The organism is Pseudomonas sp. 5.2 (assembly GCF_059025405.1).
Genome location: NZ_JBYBHH010000014.1, coordinates 63380 through 81398 on the forward strand (window position 1 = coordinate 63380; position 18019 = coordinate 81398).

The 18019-nt window shown below is 63.6% G+C and carries 17 protein-coding genes; 11 read left to right on the forward strand and 6 right to left on the reverse strand.

The genetic code is table 11. The features are described 5' to 3' along the window. Positions 1-62: 62 nt before the first annotated feature. Positions 63-1169: an agmatine deiminase gene (gene aguA / locus AC5PZ0_RS20500; protein WP_099428084.1), complete on the reverse strand. Its 1107-nt coding sequence runs from the start codon at positions 1167-1169 to the stop codon at positions 63-65. Positions 1170-1435: 266 nt separating this feature from the next. On the opposite strand from aguA, the gene rfbB reads away from it, so the two are divergent. The 7 genes from rfbB to AC5PZ0_RS20535 are packed head-to-tail and all read left to right on the forward strand — an operon-like array spanning position 1436 to position 8500. Further along, positions 1436-2518, forward strand: coding sequence for a dTDP-glucose 4,6-dehydratase (gene rfbB / locus AC5PZ0_RS20505; protein WP_027595208.1), 1083 nt, complete (start codon positions 1436-1438; stop codon positions 2516-2518). Further along, positions 2515-3390, forward strand: a complete 876-nt coding sequence (gene rfbA / locus AC5PZ0_RS20510; protein WP_027595207.1) for a glucose-1-phosphate thymidylyltransferase RfbA — start codon at positions 2515-2517, stop codon at positions 3388-3390. Before rfbB ends, rfbA begins: the two co-directional genes overlap by 4 nt. Then, positions 3387-3932 (forward strand): dTDP-4-dehydrorhamnose 3,5-epimerase, encoded by a 546-nt coding sequence (rfbC, locus tag AC5PZ0_RS20515; RefSeq protein ID WP_493855638.1) that lies wholly within the window; start codon positions 3387-3389, stop codon positions 3930-3932. The genes rfbA and rfbC overlap by 4 nt, the downstream gene beginning before the upstream one ends. Continuing rightward, complete coding sequence (gene rfbD, locus AC5PZ0_RS20520; RefSeq protein ID WP_493855673.1) at positions 3851-4789, forward strand: dTDP-4-dehydrorhamnose reductase; 939 nt, start codon at positions 3851-3853, stop codon at positions 4787-4789. The genes rfbC and rfbD overlap by 82 nt, the downstream gene beginning before the upstream one ends. 38 nt (positions 4790-4827) lie before the next feature. After that, a complete protein-coding gene (locus AC5PZ0_RS20525) occupies positions 4828-6642 on the forward strand; it encodes a sensor histidine kinase (RefSeq protein WP_027595204.1) in 1815 nt (604 codons plus the stop codon). After that, complete coding sequence (locus tag AC5PZ0_RS20530) at positions 6639-8048, forward strand: sigma-54-dependent transcriptional regulator (RefSeq protein WP_493855639.1); 1410 nt, start codon at positions 6639-6641, stop codon at positions 8046-8048. Before AC5PZ0_RS20525 ends, AC5PZ0_RS20530 begins: the two co-directional genes overlap by 4 nt. Further along, complete coding sequence (locus AC5PZ0_RS20535) at positions 8045-8500, forward strand: thioesterase domain-containing protein (RefSeq protein WP_027595202.1); 456 nt, start codon at positions 8045-8047, stop codon at positions 8498-8500. The genes AC5PZ0_RS20530 and AC5PZ0_RS20535 overlap by 4 nt, the downstream gene beginning before the upstream one ends. Before the next feature lie 96 nt (positions 8501-8596). Here the strand turns inward: AC5PZ0_RS20535 and cysQ are convergent, their stop codons facing one another. Both cysQ and nudE read right to left on the reverse strand, forming a co-directional pair. After that, entirely contained in the window at positions 8597-9424 is an 828-nt protein-coding gene (cysQ, locus tag AC5PZ0_RS20540; RefSeq protein WP_493855640.1) for a 3'(2'),5'-bisphosphate nucleotidase CysQ, read from the reverse strand. Further along, complete coding sequence (gene nudE, locus AC5PZ0_RS20545) at positions 9421-9987, reverse strand: ADP compounds hydrolase NudE (RefSeq protein ID WP_027595200.1); 567 nt, start codon at positions 9985-9987, stop codon at positions 9421-9423. Before nudE ends, cysQ begins: the two co-directional genes overlap by 4 nt. A 64-nt stretch (positions 9988-10051) precedes the next feature. On the opposite strand from nudE, the gene yrfG reads away from it, so the two are divergent. Further along, on the forward strand, positions 10052-10714 hold the full coding sequence (yrfG, locus tag AC5PZ0_RS20550) for a GMP/IMP nucleotidase (protein WP_493855641.1): 663 nt from the start codon (positions 10052-10054) through the stop codon (positions 10712-10714). A gap of 158 nt (positions 10715-10872) precedes the next feature. Here the strand turns inward: yrfG and lysM are convergent, their stop codons facing one another. Then, entirely contained in the window at positions 10873-11313 is a 441-nt protein-coding gene (lysM, locus tag AC5PZ0_RS20555) for a peptidoglycan-binding protein LysM (RefSeq protein WP_265970222.1), read from the reverse strand. A 174-nt stretch (positions 11314-11487) separates the two neighbouring features. On the opposite strand from lysM, the gene fdhD reads away from it, so the two are divergent. The 3 genes from fdhD (at position 11488) to AC5PZ0_RS20570 (ending at position 15466) form a co-directional block, all read left to right on the forward strand. Continuing rightward, the gene (gene fdhD / locus AC5PZ0_RS20560) at positions 11488-12318 is read left to right on the forward strand and encodes a formate dehydrogenase accessory sulfurtransferase FdhD (protein WP_099428076.1); all 831 of its coding nucleotides are present in this window, start codon (positions 11488-11490) and stop codon (positions 12316-12318) included. A gap of 5 nt (positions 12319-12323) precedes the next feature. Continuing rightward, positions 12324-14669, forward strand: coding sequence for an FdhF/YdeP family oxidoreductase (locus tag AC5PZ0_RS20565; RefSeq protein WP_085273861.1), 2346 nt, complete (start codon positions 12324-12326; stop codon positions 14667-14669). A 317-nt stretch (positions 14670-14986) separates the two neighbouring features. After that, the gene (locus AC5PZ0_RS20570) at positions 14987-15466 is read left to right on the forward strand and encodes a glycine zipper domain-containing protein (protein ID WP_099428074.1); all 480 of its coding nucleotides are present in this window, start codon (positions 14987-14989) and stop codon (positions 15464-15466) included. A 55-nt stretch (positions 15467-15521) separates the two neighbouring features. On the opposite strand, the gene AC5PZ0_RS20575 is transcribed toward AC5PZ0_RS20570, so the two are convergent. Further along, complete coding sequence (locus AC5PZ0_RS20575; protein WP_099452625.1) at positions 15522-15962, reverse strand: acyl-CoA thioesterase; 441 nt, start codon at positions 15960-15962, stop codon at positions 15522-15524. A 462-nt stretch (positions 15963-16424) separates the two neighbouring features. Further along, the gene (locus tag AC5PZ0_RS20580; RefSeq protein WP_027595193.1) at positions 16425-17966 is read right to left on the reverse strand and encodes a phosphoenolpyruvate carboxykinase; all 1542 of its coding nucleotides are present in this window, start codon (positions 17964-17966) and stop codon (positions 16425-16427) included. Positions 17967-18019 lie beyond the last annotated feature (53 nt).

An 18019-nucleotide genomic window follows, 5' to 3' on the forward strand; every position in this document is an offset into this window, starting at 1 on the left:
CTTGGAAAGGTCGCCCGAAAAAAAGGCCCGTCGTATGACGGGCCTCTTTATTCAGGGTGGTCTCAGCGCTTGACTGGCGCCGGCTGCTGCTGGGTCAGGCAGTGGATATTGCCGCCCCCCAACAACAATTCACGGCCTGGGATCATGACCACTTCATGATCCGGGAAGAGCTCAGCCAGGATGGCTCTGGCTTGGGCATCGGCAGGGTCATCGAAGCTCGGCGCGATGATGCCGCCGTTGACGATCAGGAAGTTCACGTACGAGCCGGCCAGGCGCACCGACGGGTCGCGTTCCTGGCTACCGGCCACTTGGTCGACGCCAGCACACTCTTCAGCCGTGGCGTACAGCGGGCCAGGGATCGGCATTTTGTGCACCACGAACTCACGGCCTTTGGCGTCGCGGGTGTTTTTCAACACGTCCATTGCCGCGTGGCAGCGAGCGTAGTTGGGGTCGTTGGAATCATCGGTCCAAGCCAGTAACACTTCGCCTGGGCGCACGTAACAGCAGAAGTTGTCGACGTGGCCGTCGGTCTCGTCGTTGTACAGGCCGTCCGGCAGCCAGACCACGGTATCGACTGCCAACTGCTCACGCAGGACCGCTTCGATTTCCTCACGGCCCAGGTGCGGGTTGCGGTTACGGTTGAGCAGGCATTCTTCGGTGGTGATCACCGTGCCCTCGCCGTCCACGTGGATCGAGCCACCCTCCAGCACGAAGCCTTCGGTCTGGTAGCGCTGGCAGCGCTCCATTTCCAGGACCTTGGCGGCCAGTTCTTCGTCACGGTTCCAGGGGGCGTAAAGCCCGCCATCGAAGCCGCCCCAGGCATTGAAGCCCCAATCCACGCCGCGCACTTCGCCGTGGTCGTTGATGACGAAGGTGGGGCCGGTGTCGCGCACCCAGGCGTCGTCATTGCTGATTTCCACGACGCGGATGTTCGGCAGGTCGAGCTGACGGCGTGCGTTCTCGTACTGGCCAGCAGAAACACCCACGGTCACTGGCTCGAAGCGGGCGATAGCCTTGGCCAATGTCACATGGGCGGCCTGTGCCGGCTTGCCACCCAGGCGCCAGTTGTCCGAACGCTCCGGCCAGACCATCCAGACCTGGGTCTGCGGCGCCCATTCAGCGGGCATGTGGAAGCCGTCGGCACGGGGGGTAGAATTGAGGGTTTTCATGGTTAACCTCTGCGTAGGCCCTGAGCCGATGTGCGCTGGGGCGTTGGTCGATGGGGGTAGGAGCAACGATGGCAAATTTATAACCGATATATATCGGCTTTAAAAGCAAAAATAGCCGATCGGCAAAGCCTTATCGCTTAATAAATCGATATCCATCGGCATATCCATCATGATCACGCTCAAACCCATGATATTTGTCTGCCACCACCCTAGCCGACCAGCTAGGCTGCATGCCATAGAACTTGGTTTACCAGAGGCGACTTGAGATGCGCATACTCGTCACAGGCGGCGCCGGCTTCATTGGCTCGGCGCTGGTCCGTCACCTGATCGGCAACACCGAACACGAAGTGCTGAACCTCGACAAGCTGACCTACGCCGGCAACCTCGAGTCGCTGCAAAGCATCGCCAACAATACCCGTTACGAATTCGTCCAGGCCGATATCGCCGATGCGGCGACAGTCAGTGCCGTGCTCGAGCGCTTCCAGCCCGACGCGATCATGCACCTGGCTGCCGAGTCCCATGTGGACCGTTCGATCGATGGCCCGGCGGCGTTCATCCAGACCAATATCGTCGGCACCTATGCCCTGCTCGAAGCCACCCGTGCCTGGTGGAGCCGCCTGCCTGCCGAGCAGCGCCGTGCGTTCCGCTTTCACCATATCTCCACCGACGAAGTGTATGGCGACCTGCATGGCGCCAACGACCTGTTCCACGAGACCACGCCGTATGCGCCCAGCTCCCCCTATTCGGCGAGCAAGGCCGCCTCGGACCACCTGGTACGCGCCTGGCACCGCACGTATGGCCTGCCGGTACTGATCACCAACTGCTCGAACAACTACGGCCCGTACCATTTCCCTGAAAAGCTGATCCCGCTGATGATCCTCAATGCCCTGGCCGGCAAGCCACTGCCGGTGTACGGCAATGGCCAGCAGGTGCGCGACTGGTTGTTCGTCGAAGACCACGCCCGGGCGTTGCTTGAGGTGGTTAGCCGCGGCGAGGTCGGCGAAACGTACAATATCGGCGGCCACAACGAGCAGAAGAACCTCGACGTGGTCCACGCCATCTGTGCCCTGCTCGACGAGCTGGCGCCACAGCACCCTGAAGGCGTGGCCCGTTATGCAGACCTGATCACCTACGTTCAGGACCGCCCCGGCCATGACCTGCGCTATGCCATCGATGCCAGCAAGATCGAACGGGAGCTGGGCTGGGTACCGCAGGAAACCTTCGCCACCGGGCTGCGCAAGACCGTGCAGTGGTACCTGGATAACCTGCAGTGGTGCCGCCATGTCCAGGATGGCAGCTACCAGGGGGAACGCCTGGGCAATACCGACATCAAGGAGCTCATTGCATGACCAAGGGCATCGTCCTGGCCGGAGGATCCGGCACCCGCCTGCACCCCATCACCCTCGGGGTATCCAAGCAACTGCTGCCGATTTATGACAAGCCGATGATCTACTACCCGATCTCGGTGCTGATGCTCGCCGATATCCGCGACATCCTGCTGATCTCCACGCCCCAGGACCTGCCTCAGTATCGCCAGTTGTTCGGCGATGGCAGCCAGTTCGGCATTCGCATCAGCTATGCCGAGCAACCATCACCCGACGGCCTGGCCCAGGCGTTCCTGATCGGTGAGCAGTTCATCGGTGACGACTCGGTCTGCCTCATCCTCGGTGACAACATCTTCCACGGCCAGAGCTTCACCGAACAGTTGCAGCGCGCGGTCAGCCACCCCAGCGGCGCCACCGTGTTCGGCTATTGGGTCAAGGACCCAGAGCGCTTCGGTGTGGTCGAGTTCGACGAGCAGGGCAACGCGCTGTCCATCGAAGAGAAGCCACTCAAGCCCAAGTCCAGCTATGCCGTGACGGGCCTGTACTTCTACGACAACGACGTGGTCGAAATCGCCAAAGGCATTCGCCCCTCGGAGCGCGGCGAGCTTGAGATCACCGATGTCACCAATGCCTACCTCCAGCGCGGCGACTTGCGCGTGGAGCGCTTTGGCCGTGGCTTCGCCTGGCTCGACACCGGCACCCACGAGAGCCTGCTGGATGCCTCGCAATATGTACAAACCATCGAGAACCGCCAGGGGCTGAAAGTGGCCTGCCTGGAAGAAATCGCCTTCAACAAGGGCTGGATCACCCGTGACCAGCTGCTGGCCAAGGCTGAAAAACTCAAGAAGACCGGTTACGGTCAGTACCTGGGCAAACTGGCAAACGAGTCTGCATGAACATCATCCCCACCGAGATCCCTGACGTACTGATCATCGAGCCAACGGTATACGGTGACAGCCGTGGCTTCTTCTTCGAAGCCTTCAATGCCCGCGAGTTCGCGAAGCACACCGGCGTCACCGTGGACTTCGTCCAGGACAACCACTCGCGCTCCGTCAAAGGCGTGTTGCGCGGCCTGCACTATCAGGTGGAAAACACCCAGGGCAAACTGGTGCGGGTGGTACAGGGTGAGATACGCGACATTGCCGTGGACGTGCGCAGGAGCTCGCCCACGTTCGGCAAATGGGTCGCGGTGCACCTGTCGGCCGATAATCATCGGCAATTGTGGATTCCACCGGGGTTCGCACACGGCTTCTCGGTGGTCAGCGAATCGGCCGAGTTTCTCTACAAGACCACGGACTACTACAACCCTGGCGCAGACCGTTGCATCCGCTGGGACGACACTGAGCTGGCCATCGACTGGCAACTCGCGGGGCCGCCGGTGCTGTCGGACAAAGACAAGGTCGGCGTACCGCTGAGCGAGGCGCAACTGCTGCCATGAAAATCGTCGTCTGCGGCCGTAATGGCCAGGTTGCCCAAGCGCTGCAGGCGCAGTTGGCCGGGCTTGGCGAGCTACACGTGCTTGGCCGCGAGCACCTCGACCTGGCACAGCCCAAGGCCCTGCGCGAGCCGCTGCGCCGGCTCGCCCCCGACCTGATCATAAACGCTGCTGCCTACACGGCGGTGGACCAGGCCGAACAAGAGCCCGCGCTGGCCTTTGCAATCAATGCCCATGGCCCCCGCGTGCTCGCCGAAGAAGCAGCACGGCTGGGTGCGCCGCTCATCCACTACTCCACCGACTATGTCTTCGACGGCAGCAAGGCCACGCCCTATACCGAACAAGACACGCCCAACCCCCTGGGGGTTTATGGCCACAGCAAACTGGCCGGCGAGCAGGCGATTACTGCGGTGGCCGGCCAGCACCTGATCCTGCGTACCAGCTGGGTCTATTCGTTGTATGGGCGCAACTTCCTGCTGACAATGCAGCGCCTGCTGCAGGAAAAACCCCAACTGCGCGTGGTGAACGACCAGATTGGCGCGCCGACGTCTGCCGCTACCCTTGCCGCCAGCACCCGCACGCTGATCGAGCGCTGGCAAGCCGGGCAGGCTGGCGACTGGGGCACCTACCACCTCACTGCGCAAGGTGAGACCTCCTGGTTCGGTTTCGCCCAGGCGATCGCCGAGCAGTTGCGGGCGCAAGGGTTACCCTGTGCCGAACTGCAGCCGATACCGTCCAGCGAATACCCCACACCCGCCCGCAGGCCACTCAATTCACGCTTGGACTGCTCACGCTTGGCCCAGCAATGGCACATCAGCCTGCCGCACTGGCAGCAGGCGCTGATCGACTGCCTCAAGTAGCGCATAATTGCGTCAGACTTTTCTGGCGCATTGACCTGATGATCGCGAAACCCACGCCCCCACGCCGTCCCCGCTGGCGCAGCCTGGCCCTGCTGGCCGTGTGCCTGATCCCACTGCTGTGGCCGCTGCATCATCTGGCCGAGCGCTATTACCAGGAAGAGCTGGCTTCGCAGAATCGCCAGACCCTCGACCTGTATGTCGCCAACTTGCTGGGCACCCTGCACCGCTACGAAACCCTGCCGCAAATCCTCGGCGACCTGCCGGCGCTGCGCGGCGTGCTGGCCGACCCGTTCCGCCTGGAAGCGGTGACCAACGCCAACCGCCTGCTCAAGGATATCGTCCAGCAGACCGGTGCCGAGGTCATGTACCTGATGGACGTCAGCGGCAATACCCTGGCCGCCTCCAACTGGGACAAGCACGACAGTTTCGTCGGACGCAACTTCGCCTTCCGCCCCTACTTCAACGAAGCCATGGCCGGCCACCTGGGGCGCTTCTTTGGCCAGGGCACCACCTCGGCCAAGCGTGGCTACTTCTTCGCCGCCGCCGTGCGCGACCGCGAGCGGATCGTGGGCGTGCTGGTGGTCAAAGTCGACCTCGACCACACCGAAACCCTCTGGGGCCGTACCCCCGAGCAACTGTTGCTGACCGACCATAACGGCGTGGTCATCCTCACCTCTCGGCCGGACTGGCGTTTCCGCGCCACCCGCGCGCTGACCGAGGCCGAGCGCCAGGCGATCATCGCCATCCAGCCGTACCCGACCCAGGCCCCGCAACCCTTGGTGCTGAACCAGGACGCGTGGATCACCCAGACCCGCGACATCAAGGAAACCGGCTGGCAGGTCAGCATCCTCGCCCCGCGCATCCTGGTCGACCGCTCGGTGCAGACGGTGATGGCCATCGGCGCCGGCACGTTGCTGGTGCTGGTGCTGCTGGCCGGCCTGGTGATGCAGCGGCGTCGGCACTACATCGACCGCATCGACTTCGAGGCCCGTGGCCGTCAAGAGCTGGAAAAGCGCGTCGCCGAACGTACCGCCGACCTTGAAGGCCTCAACACCCGCCTCAAGAGCGCCGTGCTCGAACGTGAAAACGCCCAGCAGGAGGCCGTGCGGGCCCAGGACGAACTGGTCCAGGCCGGCAAGCTGTCGGTGCTGGGCACCATGTCGGCGAGCATCAGCCACGAGCTCAACCAGCCGCTGGCGGCCATCCGCAGCTACGCCGAAAATGCCGAGATCCTGCTCGACCACCAGCGCACCGAAGACGCCCGCGGCAACCTCAAGCTGATCGGTGAGCTGACCGGGCGCATGGCCTCGATCATCGCCCACCTGCGCGCCTTCGCCCGCCGCGACCGCCACGCCCCGGAAAGCGTGGCCCTGCAGCCGGCACTGGACGACGCCCTGGCGCTGTTGGCCAAGCGCCGCCGGGCGATGGCCGTCGAGCTGATCCGCGACTTGCCAGAGGCCACGTTGTGGGTGCAAGCCGGCGAAACCCGCCTGCGCCAAGTGCTGGGCAACCTGCTGGCCAACGCCCTCGATGCCCTGACCGAAAAGGCCAACCCGCGCCGCCTCTGGCTGAGTGCCGAACAGCGCGATGGCTACGTCTACCTGTACATCCGCGACAACGGCCCGGGCTTCAGCCGCCAGGCACTGGAGCATGCCAAAGAGCCGTTCTTCACCACCAAGACCCGTACCCAGGGCCTTGGCCTGGGGCTGGCCATCTGCGAAAGCCTGATGCGCGCCCTGGGCGGCGAACTGCTGCTGGCCAACCACCCAGAAGGCGGTGCCCTGCTTACCCTGCAACTGCGCGTGGCGGCACCCGGCGCTACCCTGCCCAATTCGGAGGACCCCTCGGCATGAGCCCCGAGACACTGATCGACAGCCAAGCCCAGGTGATTCTGGCCGACGACGACCCGCACCTGCGCCAAGCCCTGAGCCAGACCCTGGACCTTGCCGGGCTCAAGGTGGTGGCGCTGGCCGATGCCCAAGGCCTGGCCGAGCGCATCGAAGCCGACTGGCCCGGTGTGGTGGTCAGCGACATCCGCATGCCGGGCATCGATGGCCTGCAACTGCTGGAGCAACTGCACGGCCGCGACAGCGAACTGCCTGTGCTGCTGATTACTGGCCACGGCGATGTGCCGCTGGCGGTACAGGCCATGCGTGCCGGCGCCTATGACTTCCTCGAAAAGCCGTTCGCCAGCGACGCCCTGCTCGACAGCGTGCGCCGCGCCCTGGCCCTGCGCCGCCTGGTGCTGGACAACCGCAGCCTGCGCCTGGCCTTGAGCGACCGTCAGCAACTGGCCACCCGCCTGGTGGGCCAGTCGCCGACGATGCTACGCCTGCGTGAGCAGATCGGCGCCTTGGCCGGCACCCGTGCCGATGTGCTGATTCTGGGTGAGACTGGCGCCGGCAAAGAGGTGGTGGCCCGCGCTCTGCACGACCTTTCTAGCCGCCGCGACGGGCCCTTCGTGGCCATCAACGCCGGGGCATTGGCCGAATCGGTGGTCGAGAGCGAGCTGTTTGGCCACGAACCCGGCGCCTTCACCGGTGCGCAGAAGCGGCGTATCGGCAAGTTCGAATTCGCCAATGGCGGCACGCTGTTCCTCGACGAAATCGAGAGCATGAGCCTGGATGTGCAGGTGAAGTTGCTGCGCATGCTGCAGGAGCGGGTGGTCGAACGCCTGGGCGGCAACCAGTTGATCCCGCTGGATATCCGCATCATCGCCGCCACCAAGGAAGACCTGCGTCAGTCCGCCGACCAAGGGCGCTTCCGGGCCGACCTGTATTACCGCCTGAACGTGGCGCCGCTGCGCATCCCCCCACTGCGCGAGCGTGGCGATGACATTTTGGTGTTGTTCCAGCACTTTGCCGACGCCGCCAGCCAGCGCCACGGTTTGCCGCCGCACACCCTGCAGCCGGCCCAGCGTGCCTTGCTGCTGCGCCACGACTGGCCAGGCAACGTGCGTGAGCTGCAGAACGTCGCCGAGCGCTTCGCCCTTGGCCTGGAGCTTGCCCTCGACGGCCAGGCGCCCGCTGCGGCAACGCCCACGGCGGCGGTATTGACCGGCAACCTCAGCGAACAGGTCGAACAGTTCGAGCGCTCGCTGATCGCCGCCGAGCTTGCCCAGCCGCACAGCTCGATGCGCAGCCTGGCCGAAGCGCTGGGCATCCCCCGCAAGACCCTGCATGACAAGTTGCGCAAACACAGCCTCAATTTTGACGGCGGCAGTGGCGGGCACGACGACCAGGAGGACAACCGTCCATGAGCAGCGACAGCCAGTACCTGCAATCCGTACTGCACAGCGACATCCCTCTGACCCGCGAAATGGGCCTGGAGGTCATCGATTGGCAGCAGCACACCCTGCGCCTGCAACTGCCGCTGGCAGCCAACGTCAACCACAAGAGCACCATGTTCGGCGGCAGCCTGTACTGCGCCGCGGTGCTGGTGGGTTGGGGGTGGCTGCACCTGCGCTTGCGCGAGCTGGGCATCGATGACGGGCATATCGTCATTCAGGAGGGGCAGATCAGCTATCCGCTGCCGGTCACCGGCGCGGCAGTGGCCCGCTGTGCGGCGCCGGACGAGAAGGCTTGGGAACGCTTCGTGGCGATGTACCAGCGCCGCGGGCGGGCGCGTTTGACGCTGGAAACCACCGTCAGCAATGCTGGCAGTGACGAGCCTGCCGTGAAATTCAGCGGCCAGTACGTGCTGCACCGCTAGTGAGTCTGTAGGAGCAGCCTTGCGCTGCGAAGAGGCCCGTATCGACACCATCGCTATTGTTGCTTGAACGGGCCTCTTCGCAGCACAAGGCTGCTCCTACAATGCGCGCGCTAGATCGATCAAGGCTTGGCGCCAGGCGGCTGCGCGGGGCAAGGCCAGGAAGAACGGATTAAGCAGGGATTCACGCGCCGGGTAGGTGAACGGCTGGCCATCCAGCCCAATCACCTCGCCACCGGCCCCCTCCAATACGCCCTGTGCAGCGGCGGTATCCCACTGCGACGTCGGCGCCAGGCGCGGGTAGCAATCGGCGCTGCCTTCGGCCAGCAGGCAGAACTTCAGCGAGCTGCCGATATTGGCCAGGTCCAGCTCACCCACCGCCGCCCCTAACCCTGCCAACAGCGCCTCTTGCTCGGGGCTGGAATGGCGACGGCTGGCCACCACGGTGAAACGGCCTTCGGCAGGCGGTGCGTTACGCACCTGGATTGGCTGGGCAGCTTCCCCCGCCTCGGCACGCCACGCACCCAACTGGCGCCCACCCGAGTAGCAGCGCCCGTTGGTCGGCATCGAGACCACGCCAAACACCACCACGCCGTTTTCGATCAGGGCGATGTTGACCGTGAACTCTTCACTGCCCGCAATGAATTCCTTGGTGCCGTCCAGCGGGTCGACCAACCACCAGCGGCTCCAGCCCTGGCGCTCGGCCAGCGAAATGTTGCAGTCCTCCTCGGACAGCACGGGGATGTGTTGCGCCAGCGCCAGCAGCCCATCAGCGATGATGCGGTGGGCGGCCAGGTCGGCGGCGGTCACCGGGGAATCGTCGGCCTTGTTGGTCACCGCCACGTCGGCCCGCCAGAACGGCAGAATCGCCTCGCCCGCCAGATGGGCCAGCTTGACCACTTCGTGCATCAGTTGCAGGTCGTTCATAGCTCCAGAAGCCCCCGCTGGATCAGCAGGTCGCGCGCCAGGTACAGCGCCGCCAAGGCACGGCCCTCGGTGAATTGCGGGTGCATGGCCAGGGCCGACAGCTCGCGCAGGTTGACCTTGTCTACGCCCATGGGCTCTGGTTCGTCGCCCTCAAGGCGTTCTTCATACAGGTCGGTGGCCAGCACCACCTGGATCTTCTGGCTCATGTAGCCCGGCGACAGCGACAACTCGGTCAGGTGTTCCAGCTGCCGCGCACCAAAGCCGGCTTCTTCCTTGAGCTCGCGGTCCGCCGCTGCCAGCACGTCTTCGCCCGGCTCGATCAAGCCCTTGGGCAGCGACAGCTCATATTCGTCCGTGCCGCCGCAGTACTCCTCGACCAGCACGGCATGCTCGGCATCGAGCATGGCCACGATCATCACCGCCCCGTAACCATTGCCCCGGCCGACCAAGCGTTCATACGTGCGCTCGGCACCGTTGCTGAAGCGCAATTGCACGGCCTCGACGCGGAACAGGCGGCTGCTGGCGACGATTTCGCGGTTAAGGACGGTGGGTTTCTGGCGCATGGGGCAGCTCCTTGGCGTGAACGGGTTACTATACCGTGGCTAGCCGACTGAACGAGAGTTTCCCATGCCTGTTCTTCCCTGGTCTGCCATCGATACTGTCCTGCTGGACATGGACGGCACGCTGCTCGACCTGCACTACGACAACCGCTTCTGGCTGGAGCACCTGCCCCAGCGCTATGCCGAGCTGCATGGCGTGAGCCGGGCCATGGCGGAAATGGAGCTGCAGCCTTTGTTCGAGCGCAATGCTGGCACGCTCAACTGGTACTGCCTGGACTTCTGGAGCCGTGAACTGAAGCTGCCGATCCGCGAACTGAAACGCGAGATCGCCGACCTGATCGCCCTGCGCACCGACGCCGACACCTTCCTGGCCGCCATCCGTCAGGCAGGCAAACGCGTGGTGATGATCACCAATGCCCACCGTGACTCGCTGTCACTGAAGCTGGAGCGGGTGGAACTGGCGCCGTATTTCGAGCGGCTGATCAGTGCGCATGATTATGGCTACCCGAAAGAGAGCCCACAGTTTTGGGATGCCTTGCAGGCGGATATCGGCTTTGAGCCTGCGCGCAGCCTGTTCATCGATGACACACTGGCGATTTTGCGCAGTGCCCAGCGGTTTGGCGTGGGGCATTTGCTGGCGGTGCGCCAGCCCGATAGCCAGGCTGCACCTCGCGACACCCAGGAGTTTGCAGCGGTCGAGGATTACCGGGATTTGCTGGCAGGCCTGTGATGCTCCTTTTCGCAGGTACAGCGCCGACCTGTAGGAGCAGCCTTGTGCTGCGAAGAGGCCGGTATGGCAAAAGACATACTCTGGCCATACCGGCCTCTTCGCAGCACAAGGCTGCTCCTACAGGCTGATGCGCTACCCTGCGGTACGGGCAGTAAAGATCAGTCCGGAATGCGCAACACCTGCCCCGGGTAGATCTTGTCCGGGTGCTCGAGCATCGGCTTGTTGGCCTCGAAGATCTTGTTGTACTGGTTGGCGTTGCCATACACGACTACGGCAATGGCTGACAGGGTGTCACCCTTTTTCACGGTAACGAACCGCGCAGCCTGAACGACTGGCCCTGTTACGGTGATCTGATCGTCAACGCTGGCCACACCACTGATGTTCCCCGCCGCCAGAATGATCTTCTCCTTCTCCTCCTGGCTGGCCACCTCACCCTTGAGGATGATCTTGTCGCCTTCTACAGTGGCGGTGATGTTCGGATTACCCAGGCCGACGTCTTTCACGTGTTTCTTCAACTGCTCCTCGGCATTGGCATTGCCGGGGGTCAGCAGGTCGATCAACTTCTCGCCGGCTTCCTTCACGAAACTGAACAGGCTCATTGCGTTCTCCTTGTTGATAAAACCTCGGAGCCAGGAGTCTAGGCCAGGATTGCCCACCCTGCCCCAGTGCGACCAATCGACGCGGTCTATCACGGCATAGACCCTAGCGATTAGACGTGACCGGCCCACAGGCCTAGGCTTGTGCTATCAAAAAGCCGCCGGTAGTCAGCCCCGATGAACAGCAAACCTCCGGTCTGCGCGGCCTCATCGCCTTTGGCCTTGCCCGCCGCCAGCAACACCTACGAGTACGTCCAGCTCAGCGACGCCGAGCGCGCCAGCACGCCATTGGCCGAAGAAGTGGCCCTGGCCATCGCCTTCAACGGCCTCAATCAGGCCGTGATGCTGGTGAGCCCGACCGACCTGGAAGACTTTGCAGTCGGTTTCAGCGTCGGCAGCGGGATTGTCGAAGGCACCCAGGAAATCTATGACCTCAAGCTGTCCGGCAGCGGTTCGGCGATGTACGCCGACCTGGAAATCTCCAGCCGCGCCTTCTGGAACCTGAAAAACCAGCGCCGCCAACTGGCCGGCACCAGCGGCTGCGGCCTGTGCGGGGTCGAAGCCCTGGAGCAGGCACTGCCAGAGCTTGCCGAACTGCCCGGCGCGCCACTGCCGCCCGCGCAGTGGTTGGCTGGCCTGCGCCAGCGCATCGACGCCTTCCAGCCGCTAGGCCAGCATTGCGGCGCGGTGCATGCGGCACTGTTCATGGACCGTAACGGCGAGCTGTTGCTCGGCCGCGAGGACATTGGCCGGCACAACGCCCTCGACAAACTGATCGGCGCCCTGCTGCGCCAAGGCATCGACAGTGAAGGCGGCCTGGCCATCGTCACTAGCCGCTGCAGCCTGGAGCTGATCCAGAAGGTCCTGCGTGCCGGCATCCAGACCCTGGTCAGCCTGTCGGCGCCCACCGGCCTTGCCCTGCAATGGGCACGCAAGCACAACCTCAACCTCATCCACTTGCCCAAGCACAGCGCACCGCGGGTCTACAGCCCAGCGGCGGAGTCGTAACAGCCGTGACCTCGTACCAGCACCTCCCGGACAACGCCCCAGCCTCCTCCCCTCGCTACAAGCCCTACCACGGCCCCGCCGGCGGCTGGGGGGCGTTGCGCAGCGTGGCCAAGGCCTGGGTCGGCAGCGACAATGCGCTGAAGAACATTCGCGCCCTGCTCAAGACCAACCAGAATGGCGGCTTTGACTGCCCTGGCTGCGCCTGGGGCGATTCGCCGGAAAGCGGCATGGTCAAGTTCTGCGAGAACGGCGCCAAGGCAGTCAACTGGGAAGCCACCAAGCGCCGCGTCGATGCCGCCTTCTTCGCCCGCTACAGCGTCAGCGCGCTGCGCGAGCAAAGCGATTACTGGCTGGAGTACCAGGGCCGCCTGACCGAACCCATGGTCTACGACGCTCAACGCGACCATTACCAGCCCATCAGCTGGGAGGCGGCCTTCGCCCTGATCGCCCGCGAACTGAACAACCTGGCAACCCCTGACCAGGCTGAGTTCTACACCTCGGGCCGTGCCAGCAACGAAGCGGCGTACCTCTACCAATTGTTCGTGCGCGCCTACGGCACCAACAATTTCCCGGATTGCTCGAACATGTGCCACGAAGCCAGCGGCGTGGCCTTGGGGCAGAGCGTCGGCGTCGGCAAGGGCACGGTCACCTACGACGACTTCGAGCATGCCGATGCGATCTTCGTCTGGGGCCAGAACCCGGGCACCAACCACCCGCGCATGCTCGACCCGCTGCGCGATGCGGTGAAACGCGGTGCCCAGGTGGTGTGCGTCAACCCGCTGAAAGAGCGCGGCCTGGAGCGCTTCCAGCACCCGCAGAACCCGCTGGAGATGTTGACCAACAGCGACCGACCGACCAACACCGCGTTCTTCCGCCCGGCTCTGGGTGGCGACATGGCGCTGCTGCGTGGCATGGCCAAGTTCGTCCTGCAGTGGGAACGTGAAGCCCAGGCAAAGGGCGAGCCTGCGGTCTTCGACCACGCCTTCATTGCCGAGCATGGCCACGGCGTCGATGACTACCTGGCCGTGGTCGACGCCACTTCGTGGGAACACATTCAGGCGCAATCCGGCCTGACCCTGGCCGACATCGAGCTGGCCGCGCGCATGTACTGCCGTGGCAAGCGGGTGATCATGTGCTGGGCGATGGGCATCACCCAGCACCGCCATTCGGTGCCGACCATCCAGGAAATCGTCAACCTGCAGATGCTGCGCGGCAACATCGGTGCGCCAGGCGCCGGCCTGTGCCCGGTGCGTGGCCACAGCAACGTCCAGGGCGATCGCACCATGGGCATCAACGAGCGCCCGCCGGTGGCCTTGCTCGACGCCATCGAAAAGCGCTTCAACTTCCCCGTGCCGCGGCACAACGGCCACAACACCGTCGAAGCCATCCACGCCATGCTCGACGGCCGCGCCAAGGTGTTCATCGGGCTGGGCGGCAACTTTGCCCAAGCCACGCCAGACACCGAGCGCACCGCGCAGGCGCTGCGCAACTGCGAACTGACCGTGCACATCAGCACCAAACTCAACCGCAGCCACCTGGTCCACGGCAAGCAGGCGCTGATCCTGCCGTGCCTGGGCCGTACCGACATCGACCTGCAGGCCGATGGCCCACAAGCGGTGACTGTGGAAGACTCGTTCAGCATGGTCCACGCCTCCAACGGCCAGTTGAAACCGCTGTCGACGCAGATGCGCTCGGAGCCTGCGGTGGTTGCCGGTATCGCCGCCGCCACCCTGGGCAAACAACCGGTCGACTGGCACTGGCTGGTGGCCGATTACGACCGCATCCGCGACCTGATCGGCGACACCATCCCCGGCTTCAGCGGCTTCAACGAACGCCTGCGTGAACCGGGTGGCTTTTACCTGGGCAACAGCGCCGCCAGCCGCGAATGGAAGACCGCTACCGGCCGCGCCAACTTCAAGGCCAACCTGTTGCCGGATACCTTGCTTGATGAAAGGGTGCGGGCCAGCGGCCAGTTGCCCGACCTGATCATGCAGTCGATGCGCTCGCACGATCAGTACAACACCACCATCTATGGCCTGGATGACCGCTACCGCGGCGTGCGTGGCCAGCGTGAAGTGCTGTTCGCCAACGAGGCCGACATCGTCCGCCTGGGGTTCCAGCCGGGGCAGAAGGTCGACATCGTTTCGTTGTGGGGGGATGAGCATGTGCGCCGTGTGCACGGTTTCACATTGCTGGCCTTCGATATCCCGGCGGGGCAAGCGGCGGCTTACTATCCCGAAGTGAACCCGCTGGTGCCGCTTGAGAGCATTGGCGATGGCAGCCATACGCCGACGTCCAAGTTCATTGCCATCAAGCTTGAGCGGGCGCGGGACAATGGGCGCATTCTTTAGAGATGTGTTGGGTACTTCGCGGGCAATCCCGCTCCCACAGGTACTCCACCAGGCTTGAGAATTGGGGTGATCGTGTAGGAGCGGGCTTGCCCGCGAAAGGGCCGAAAGCAGCACCGCCAAAAACGAAAAAAGCCCTGTTCCGCAACGGTTCAGGGCTTTGTCATAAGTACCTCTGACAGCCAAAAACCGATTAAGTTTCACAGCAAATACAGTAACTTAGAGAATTGTGTACAACTCGTGCTACTCGTCGGATTTCAATTGCCAGCCGCCCTCCAGAGCCTCAAATTCGCCCTCGTCATCCCTATGAGGCTCTCTTGATGAAGAAGTACTCCTCGATTCTGTTGTTGTCTTTCAGCTTGCTCAGCGGCGTTGCCATGGCCGGTGGCAATACCGAGGCCGGCATTGGCGGCGCATTGGGTGGGGTACTCGGCTCCGTCGTGGGCAACTCCATCGGTGGTAGCACAGGCGGCGCGATTGGTGCCGGCCTGGGCGGCGCCGCCGGCGGCGCACTGGGTGCCGACAAACGTCAGCGTGGCGAAGCCGCCATCGGTGGCGCGCTGGGCGCTGCAGGCGGTAACGTGGTCGGTCGCTCCGTGGGCGGTACCACCGGTAGCTACATTGGTGCAGCAGCCGGCGGTGGTGCCGGTGGCGCGCTGGGTAACTACATGGGTAACAAGGCCGACGACGACGAGCGCCATGACGATCGTCGCTACCGTCGCAGCTATGACGACCGCCGTCACTACGACCGTGGCCACCATTACGGCCACCGCAAGCACAAGCGCCACTGGCGCGACTAATGCCTGAGGGCCCAGCCCTGGCAACAAAAGCCCCGCCCGCACCGGCGGGGCTTTTTTATGCCTGTTGCCCCAGCTGAAGGCCAGCGAGCACTGCCTGCAGCGCCTCAGGCAACGGCACAGGCCGGCCGCTTGCCCGCTCGATGAATACCTGCACCACCGTCCCCGCCGCACAGGCGTCTGCTTCACCCGGGCGATACAGGGCCAACCGGTACTCCACGGTACTGCCCGCCAGGCGCGTCACGCCCAGCCCCACCTCAAGCACATCCGGAAAGCCCGGCAGGGCGAAGAAGTCTGCAGCCGAACTGACCACGAACGCCGCCAGCGCACCTTCGCGCAGGTCGAATTCGGCCTGCTCCACCAGAAACGCCTGGATAGCGGTTTCGAAGAAGCCATGCACGGTGGCACCGGCGATATGGCCGTTGTGGTCGTTGTCTTGCGGGCGGGTGAGGATGGGGTGGAAGTGGGTGAATGCGCTGCGCTGTGGGGCTTCAGTCATTTGTCTGTCTCGCGAGGTCGCAATGAATGCTATCAGTGAAACAGAAATTATGGACGTGATGTGCATTTGCTGGCCGAGAGATGGGGTGAAGGCTGCCAGGTGCTTGCCTTGGGTTCTGAGGTGGTGCGCAAATCGAGCGCCGCCCGCGCGGCGCTTCGCAGCACAAGGCTGCTCATTTGTTTCGGGCCAATGCATCCTGAGGCAGAGGCGCGCGGCCCTTTTGGCGTCCACCTCGATATCGTGAGGAACAAACAAGGCGGTCGCGCGCGTTGGTACAGGCGTTACTGGCCCGAAACAGATGTAGGAGCAGCCTTGTGCTGCGAAGCGCCGCGCGGGCGGCGCTCGATCTCACGGGCGCTGAATATGCTGTGACGAGCACCTCCCAGCCAAGACGCATTATCAAAACAAACTCAAAAAAAAGCCGCCCCTAAGGGCGGCTTCCTCGTTGCAACTGGCGACAGCTTACAGCTGTGGACCAGCAGCCTTGATCGCGTCGGAAACTTCGAATTTCTTGAAGTTTTCGATGAACAGCTTGGCCAGGCCTTTGGCCGCTTCATCGTAAGCGGCTTTGTCAGCCCAGTTGGTGCGTGGGTTGAGCAGCTCGGTGTCGACGCCCGGAACGGCCTTTGGCACGTCCAGGTTGATGATGTCCAAGTGCTCGGTTTCGGCGCCTACCAGTGCACCGCTCTGGATCGCAGCGATCACAGCACGGGTGGTCGGAATGCTGAAACGCTTGCCAACGCCGTAGCCACCGCCGGTCCAGCCGGTGTTGACCAGGTAAACCTTGGAGTTGAAGCCGTTGATGCGCTTGATCAGCAGCTCAGCGTACTCGCCAGCCGGGCGCGGGAAGAACGGCGCGCCGAAGCAGGTGGAGAAGGTCGACTTGATGCCGCCGCCCGAACCCATTTCGGTGGAACCGACCAGCGCGGTGTAACCGGACAGGAAGTGGTAAGCAGCCTGTTCGTTGTTCAGGATCGAAACCGGAGGCAGAACACCAGTCAGGTCGCAGGTCAGGAAGATGACCGCGTTAGGCTCGCCACCCAGGTTCGCTTCGGAACGCTTGGCAACGTGCTCCAGCGGGTAGGCCGCACGGCTGTTCTGGGTCAGGCTGACGTCGGTGTAGTCGGCGTGCTTGTTGGCGTCGAGTACGACGTTTTCCAGCACTGCGCCATGCTTGATGGCTTTCCAGATGACCGGCTCGTTCTTCTCGGACAGGTCGATGCACTTGGCGTAGCAGCCGCCTTCCATGTTGAAGACAACGCCTTCGCCCCAACCGTGCTCGTCGTCACCGATCAGGTAACGGCTTTCGTCGGCCGACAGGGTGGTCTTGCCGGTGCCGGACAGGCCGAAGAACAGGGTCACATCGCCTTCTTCGCCGATGTTGGCAGCGCAGTGCATTGGCAGCACGTCAGCGGCCGGCAGCAGGAAGTTCTGCACCGAGAACATGGCTTTCTTCATTTCACCGGCGTAACGCATGCCAGCGATCAGCACCTTCTTCGCGGCGAAGTTGATGATCACGCAGCCGTCGGAGTTGGTGCCGTCACGCTCAGGCTCGCACACGAAGTTGGCAACGTTGAGCACTTGCCACTGGTCACGGCCAGCCGGGTTGAACTGTTCAGGGTTGATGAACAGGCAACGGCCGAACAGGTTCTGCCAGGCAGTCTGGGTGGTCATCTTCACCGGCAGGTAGTGCTCGGCGGCCGCCCCTACGTGAACGTAGGAAACGAAGTGATCCTGGGCGTTGTTGAACGCCTCGACGCGGTCCCACAGGGCATCGAACTTGTCGGCCGGGAACTTGCGGTTGATCGGGCCCCAGGAAATGGCATCCTGGGTGGAAGGTTCTTCGACGATGAAACGGTCAGCCGGCGAACGGCCAGTACGGTGCCCAGTCTCAACGACCAGTGCGCCGGTATCGGCTAGTACGCCTTCACCGCGTTGCAGCGCTTCTTTTACCAGCTCATCGACGCTCAGGTCGGTGTACACGGTGTTGTTGGCTTGCGTCATGAGATACCCCATCCGGCCCGAGGCCGAGTGCTCCAAACGTTTTGTAGTTGTCT

What these genes read in the sequence shown, in the direction of transcription:
- aguA (WP_099428084.1), bottom strand. Translation starts at nt 1,169, where the DNA reads ATGAAAACCCTCAATTCTACCCCCCGTGCCGACGGCTTCCACATGCCC.
- rfbB (WP_027595208.1), top strand. Translation starts at nt 1,436, where the DNA reads ATGCGCATACTCGTCACAGGCGGCGCCGGCTTCATTGGCTCGGCGCTG.
- rfbA (WP_027595207.1), top strand. Translation starts at nt 2,515, where the DNA reads ATGACCAAGGGCATCGTCCTGGCCGGAGGATCCGGCACCCGCCTGCAC.
- rfbC (WP_493855638.1), top strand. Translation starts at nt 3,387, where the DNA reads ATGAACATCATCCCCACCGAGATCCCTGACGTACTGATCATCGAGCCA.
- AC5PZ0_RS20525 (WP_027595204.1), top strand. Translation starts at nt 4,828, where the DNA reads ATGATCGCGAAACCCACGCCCCCACGCCGTCCCCGCTGGCGCAGCCTG.
- AC5PZ0_RS20530 (WP_493855639.1), top strand. Translation starts at nt 6,639, where the DNA reads ATGAGCCCCGAGACACTGATCGACAGCCAAGCCCAGGTGATTCTGGCC.
- AC5PZ0_RS20535 (WP_027595202.1), top strand. Translation starts at nt 8,045, where the DNA reads ATGAGCAGCGACAGCCAGTACCTGCAATCCGTACTGCACAGCGACATC.
- cysQ (WP_493855640.1), bottom strand. Translation starts at nt 9,424, where the DNA reads ATGAACGACCTGCAACTGATGCACGAAGTGGTCAAGCTGGCCCATCTG.
- nudE (WP_027595200.1), bottom strand. Translation starts at nt 9,987, where the DNA reads ATGCGCCAGAAACCCACCGTCCTTAACCGCGAAATCGTCGCCAGCAGC.
- yrfG (WP_493855641.1), top strand. Translation starts at nt 10,052, where the DNA reads ATGCCTGTTCTTCCCTGGTCTGCCATCGATACTGTCCTGCTGGACATG.
- lysM (WP_265970222.1), bottom strand. Translation starts at nt 11,313, where the DNA reads ATGAGCCTGTTCAGTTTCGTGAAGGAAGCCGGCGAGAAGTTGATCGAC.
- fdhD (WP_099428076.1), top strand. Translation starts at nt 11,488, where the DNA reads ATGAACAGCAAACCTCCGGTCTGCGCGGCCTCATCGCCTTTGGCCTTG.
- AC5PZ0_RS20570 (WP_099428074.1), top strand. Translation starts at nt 14,987, where the DNA reads ATGAAGAAGTACTCCTCGATTCTGTTGTTGTCTTTCAGCTTGCTCAGC.
- AC5PZ0_RS20575 (WP_099452625.1), bottom strand. Translation starts at nt 15,962, where the DNA reads ATGACTGAAGCCCCACAGCGCAGCGCATTCACCCACTTCCACCCCATC.
- AC5PZ0_RS20580 (WP_027595193.1), bottom strand. Translation starts at nt 17,966, where the DNA reads ATGACGCAAGCCAACAACACCGTGTACACCGACCTGAGCGTCGATGAG.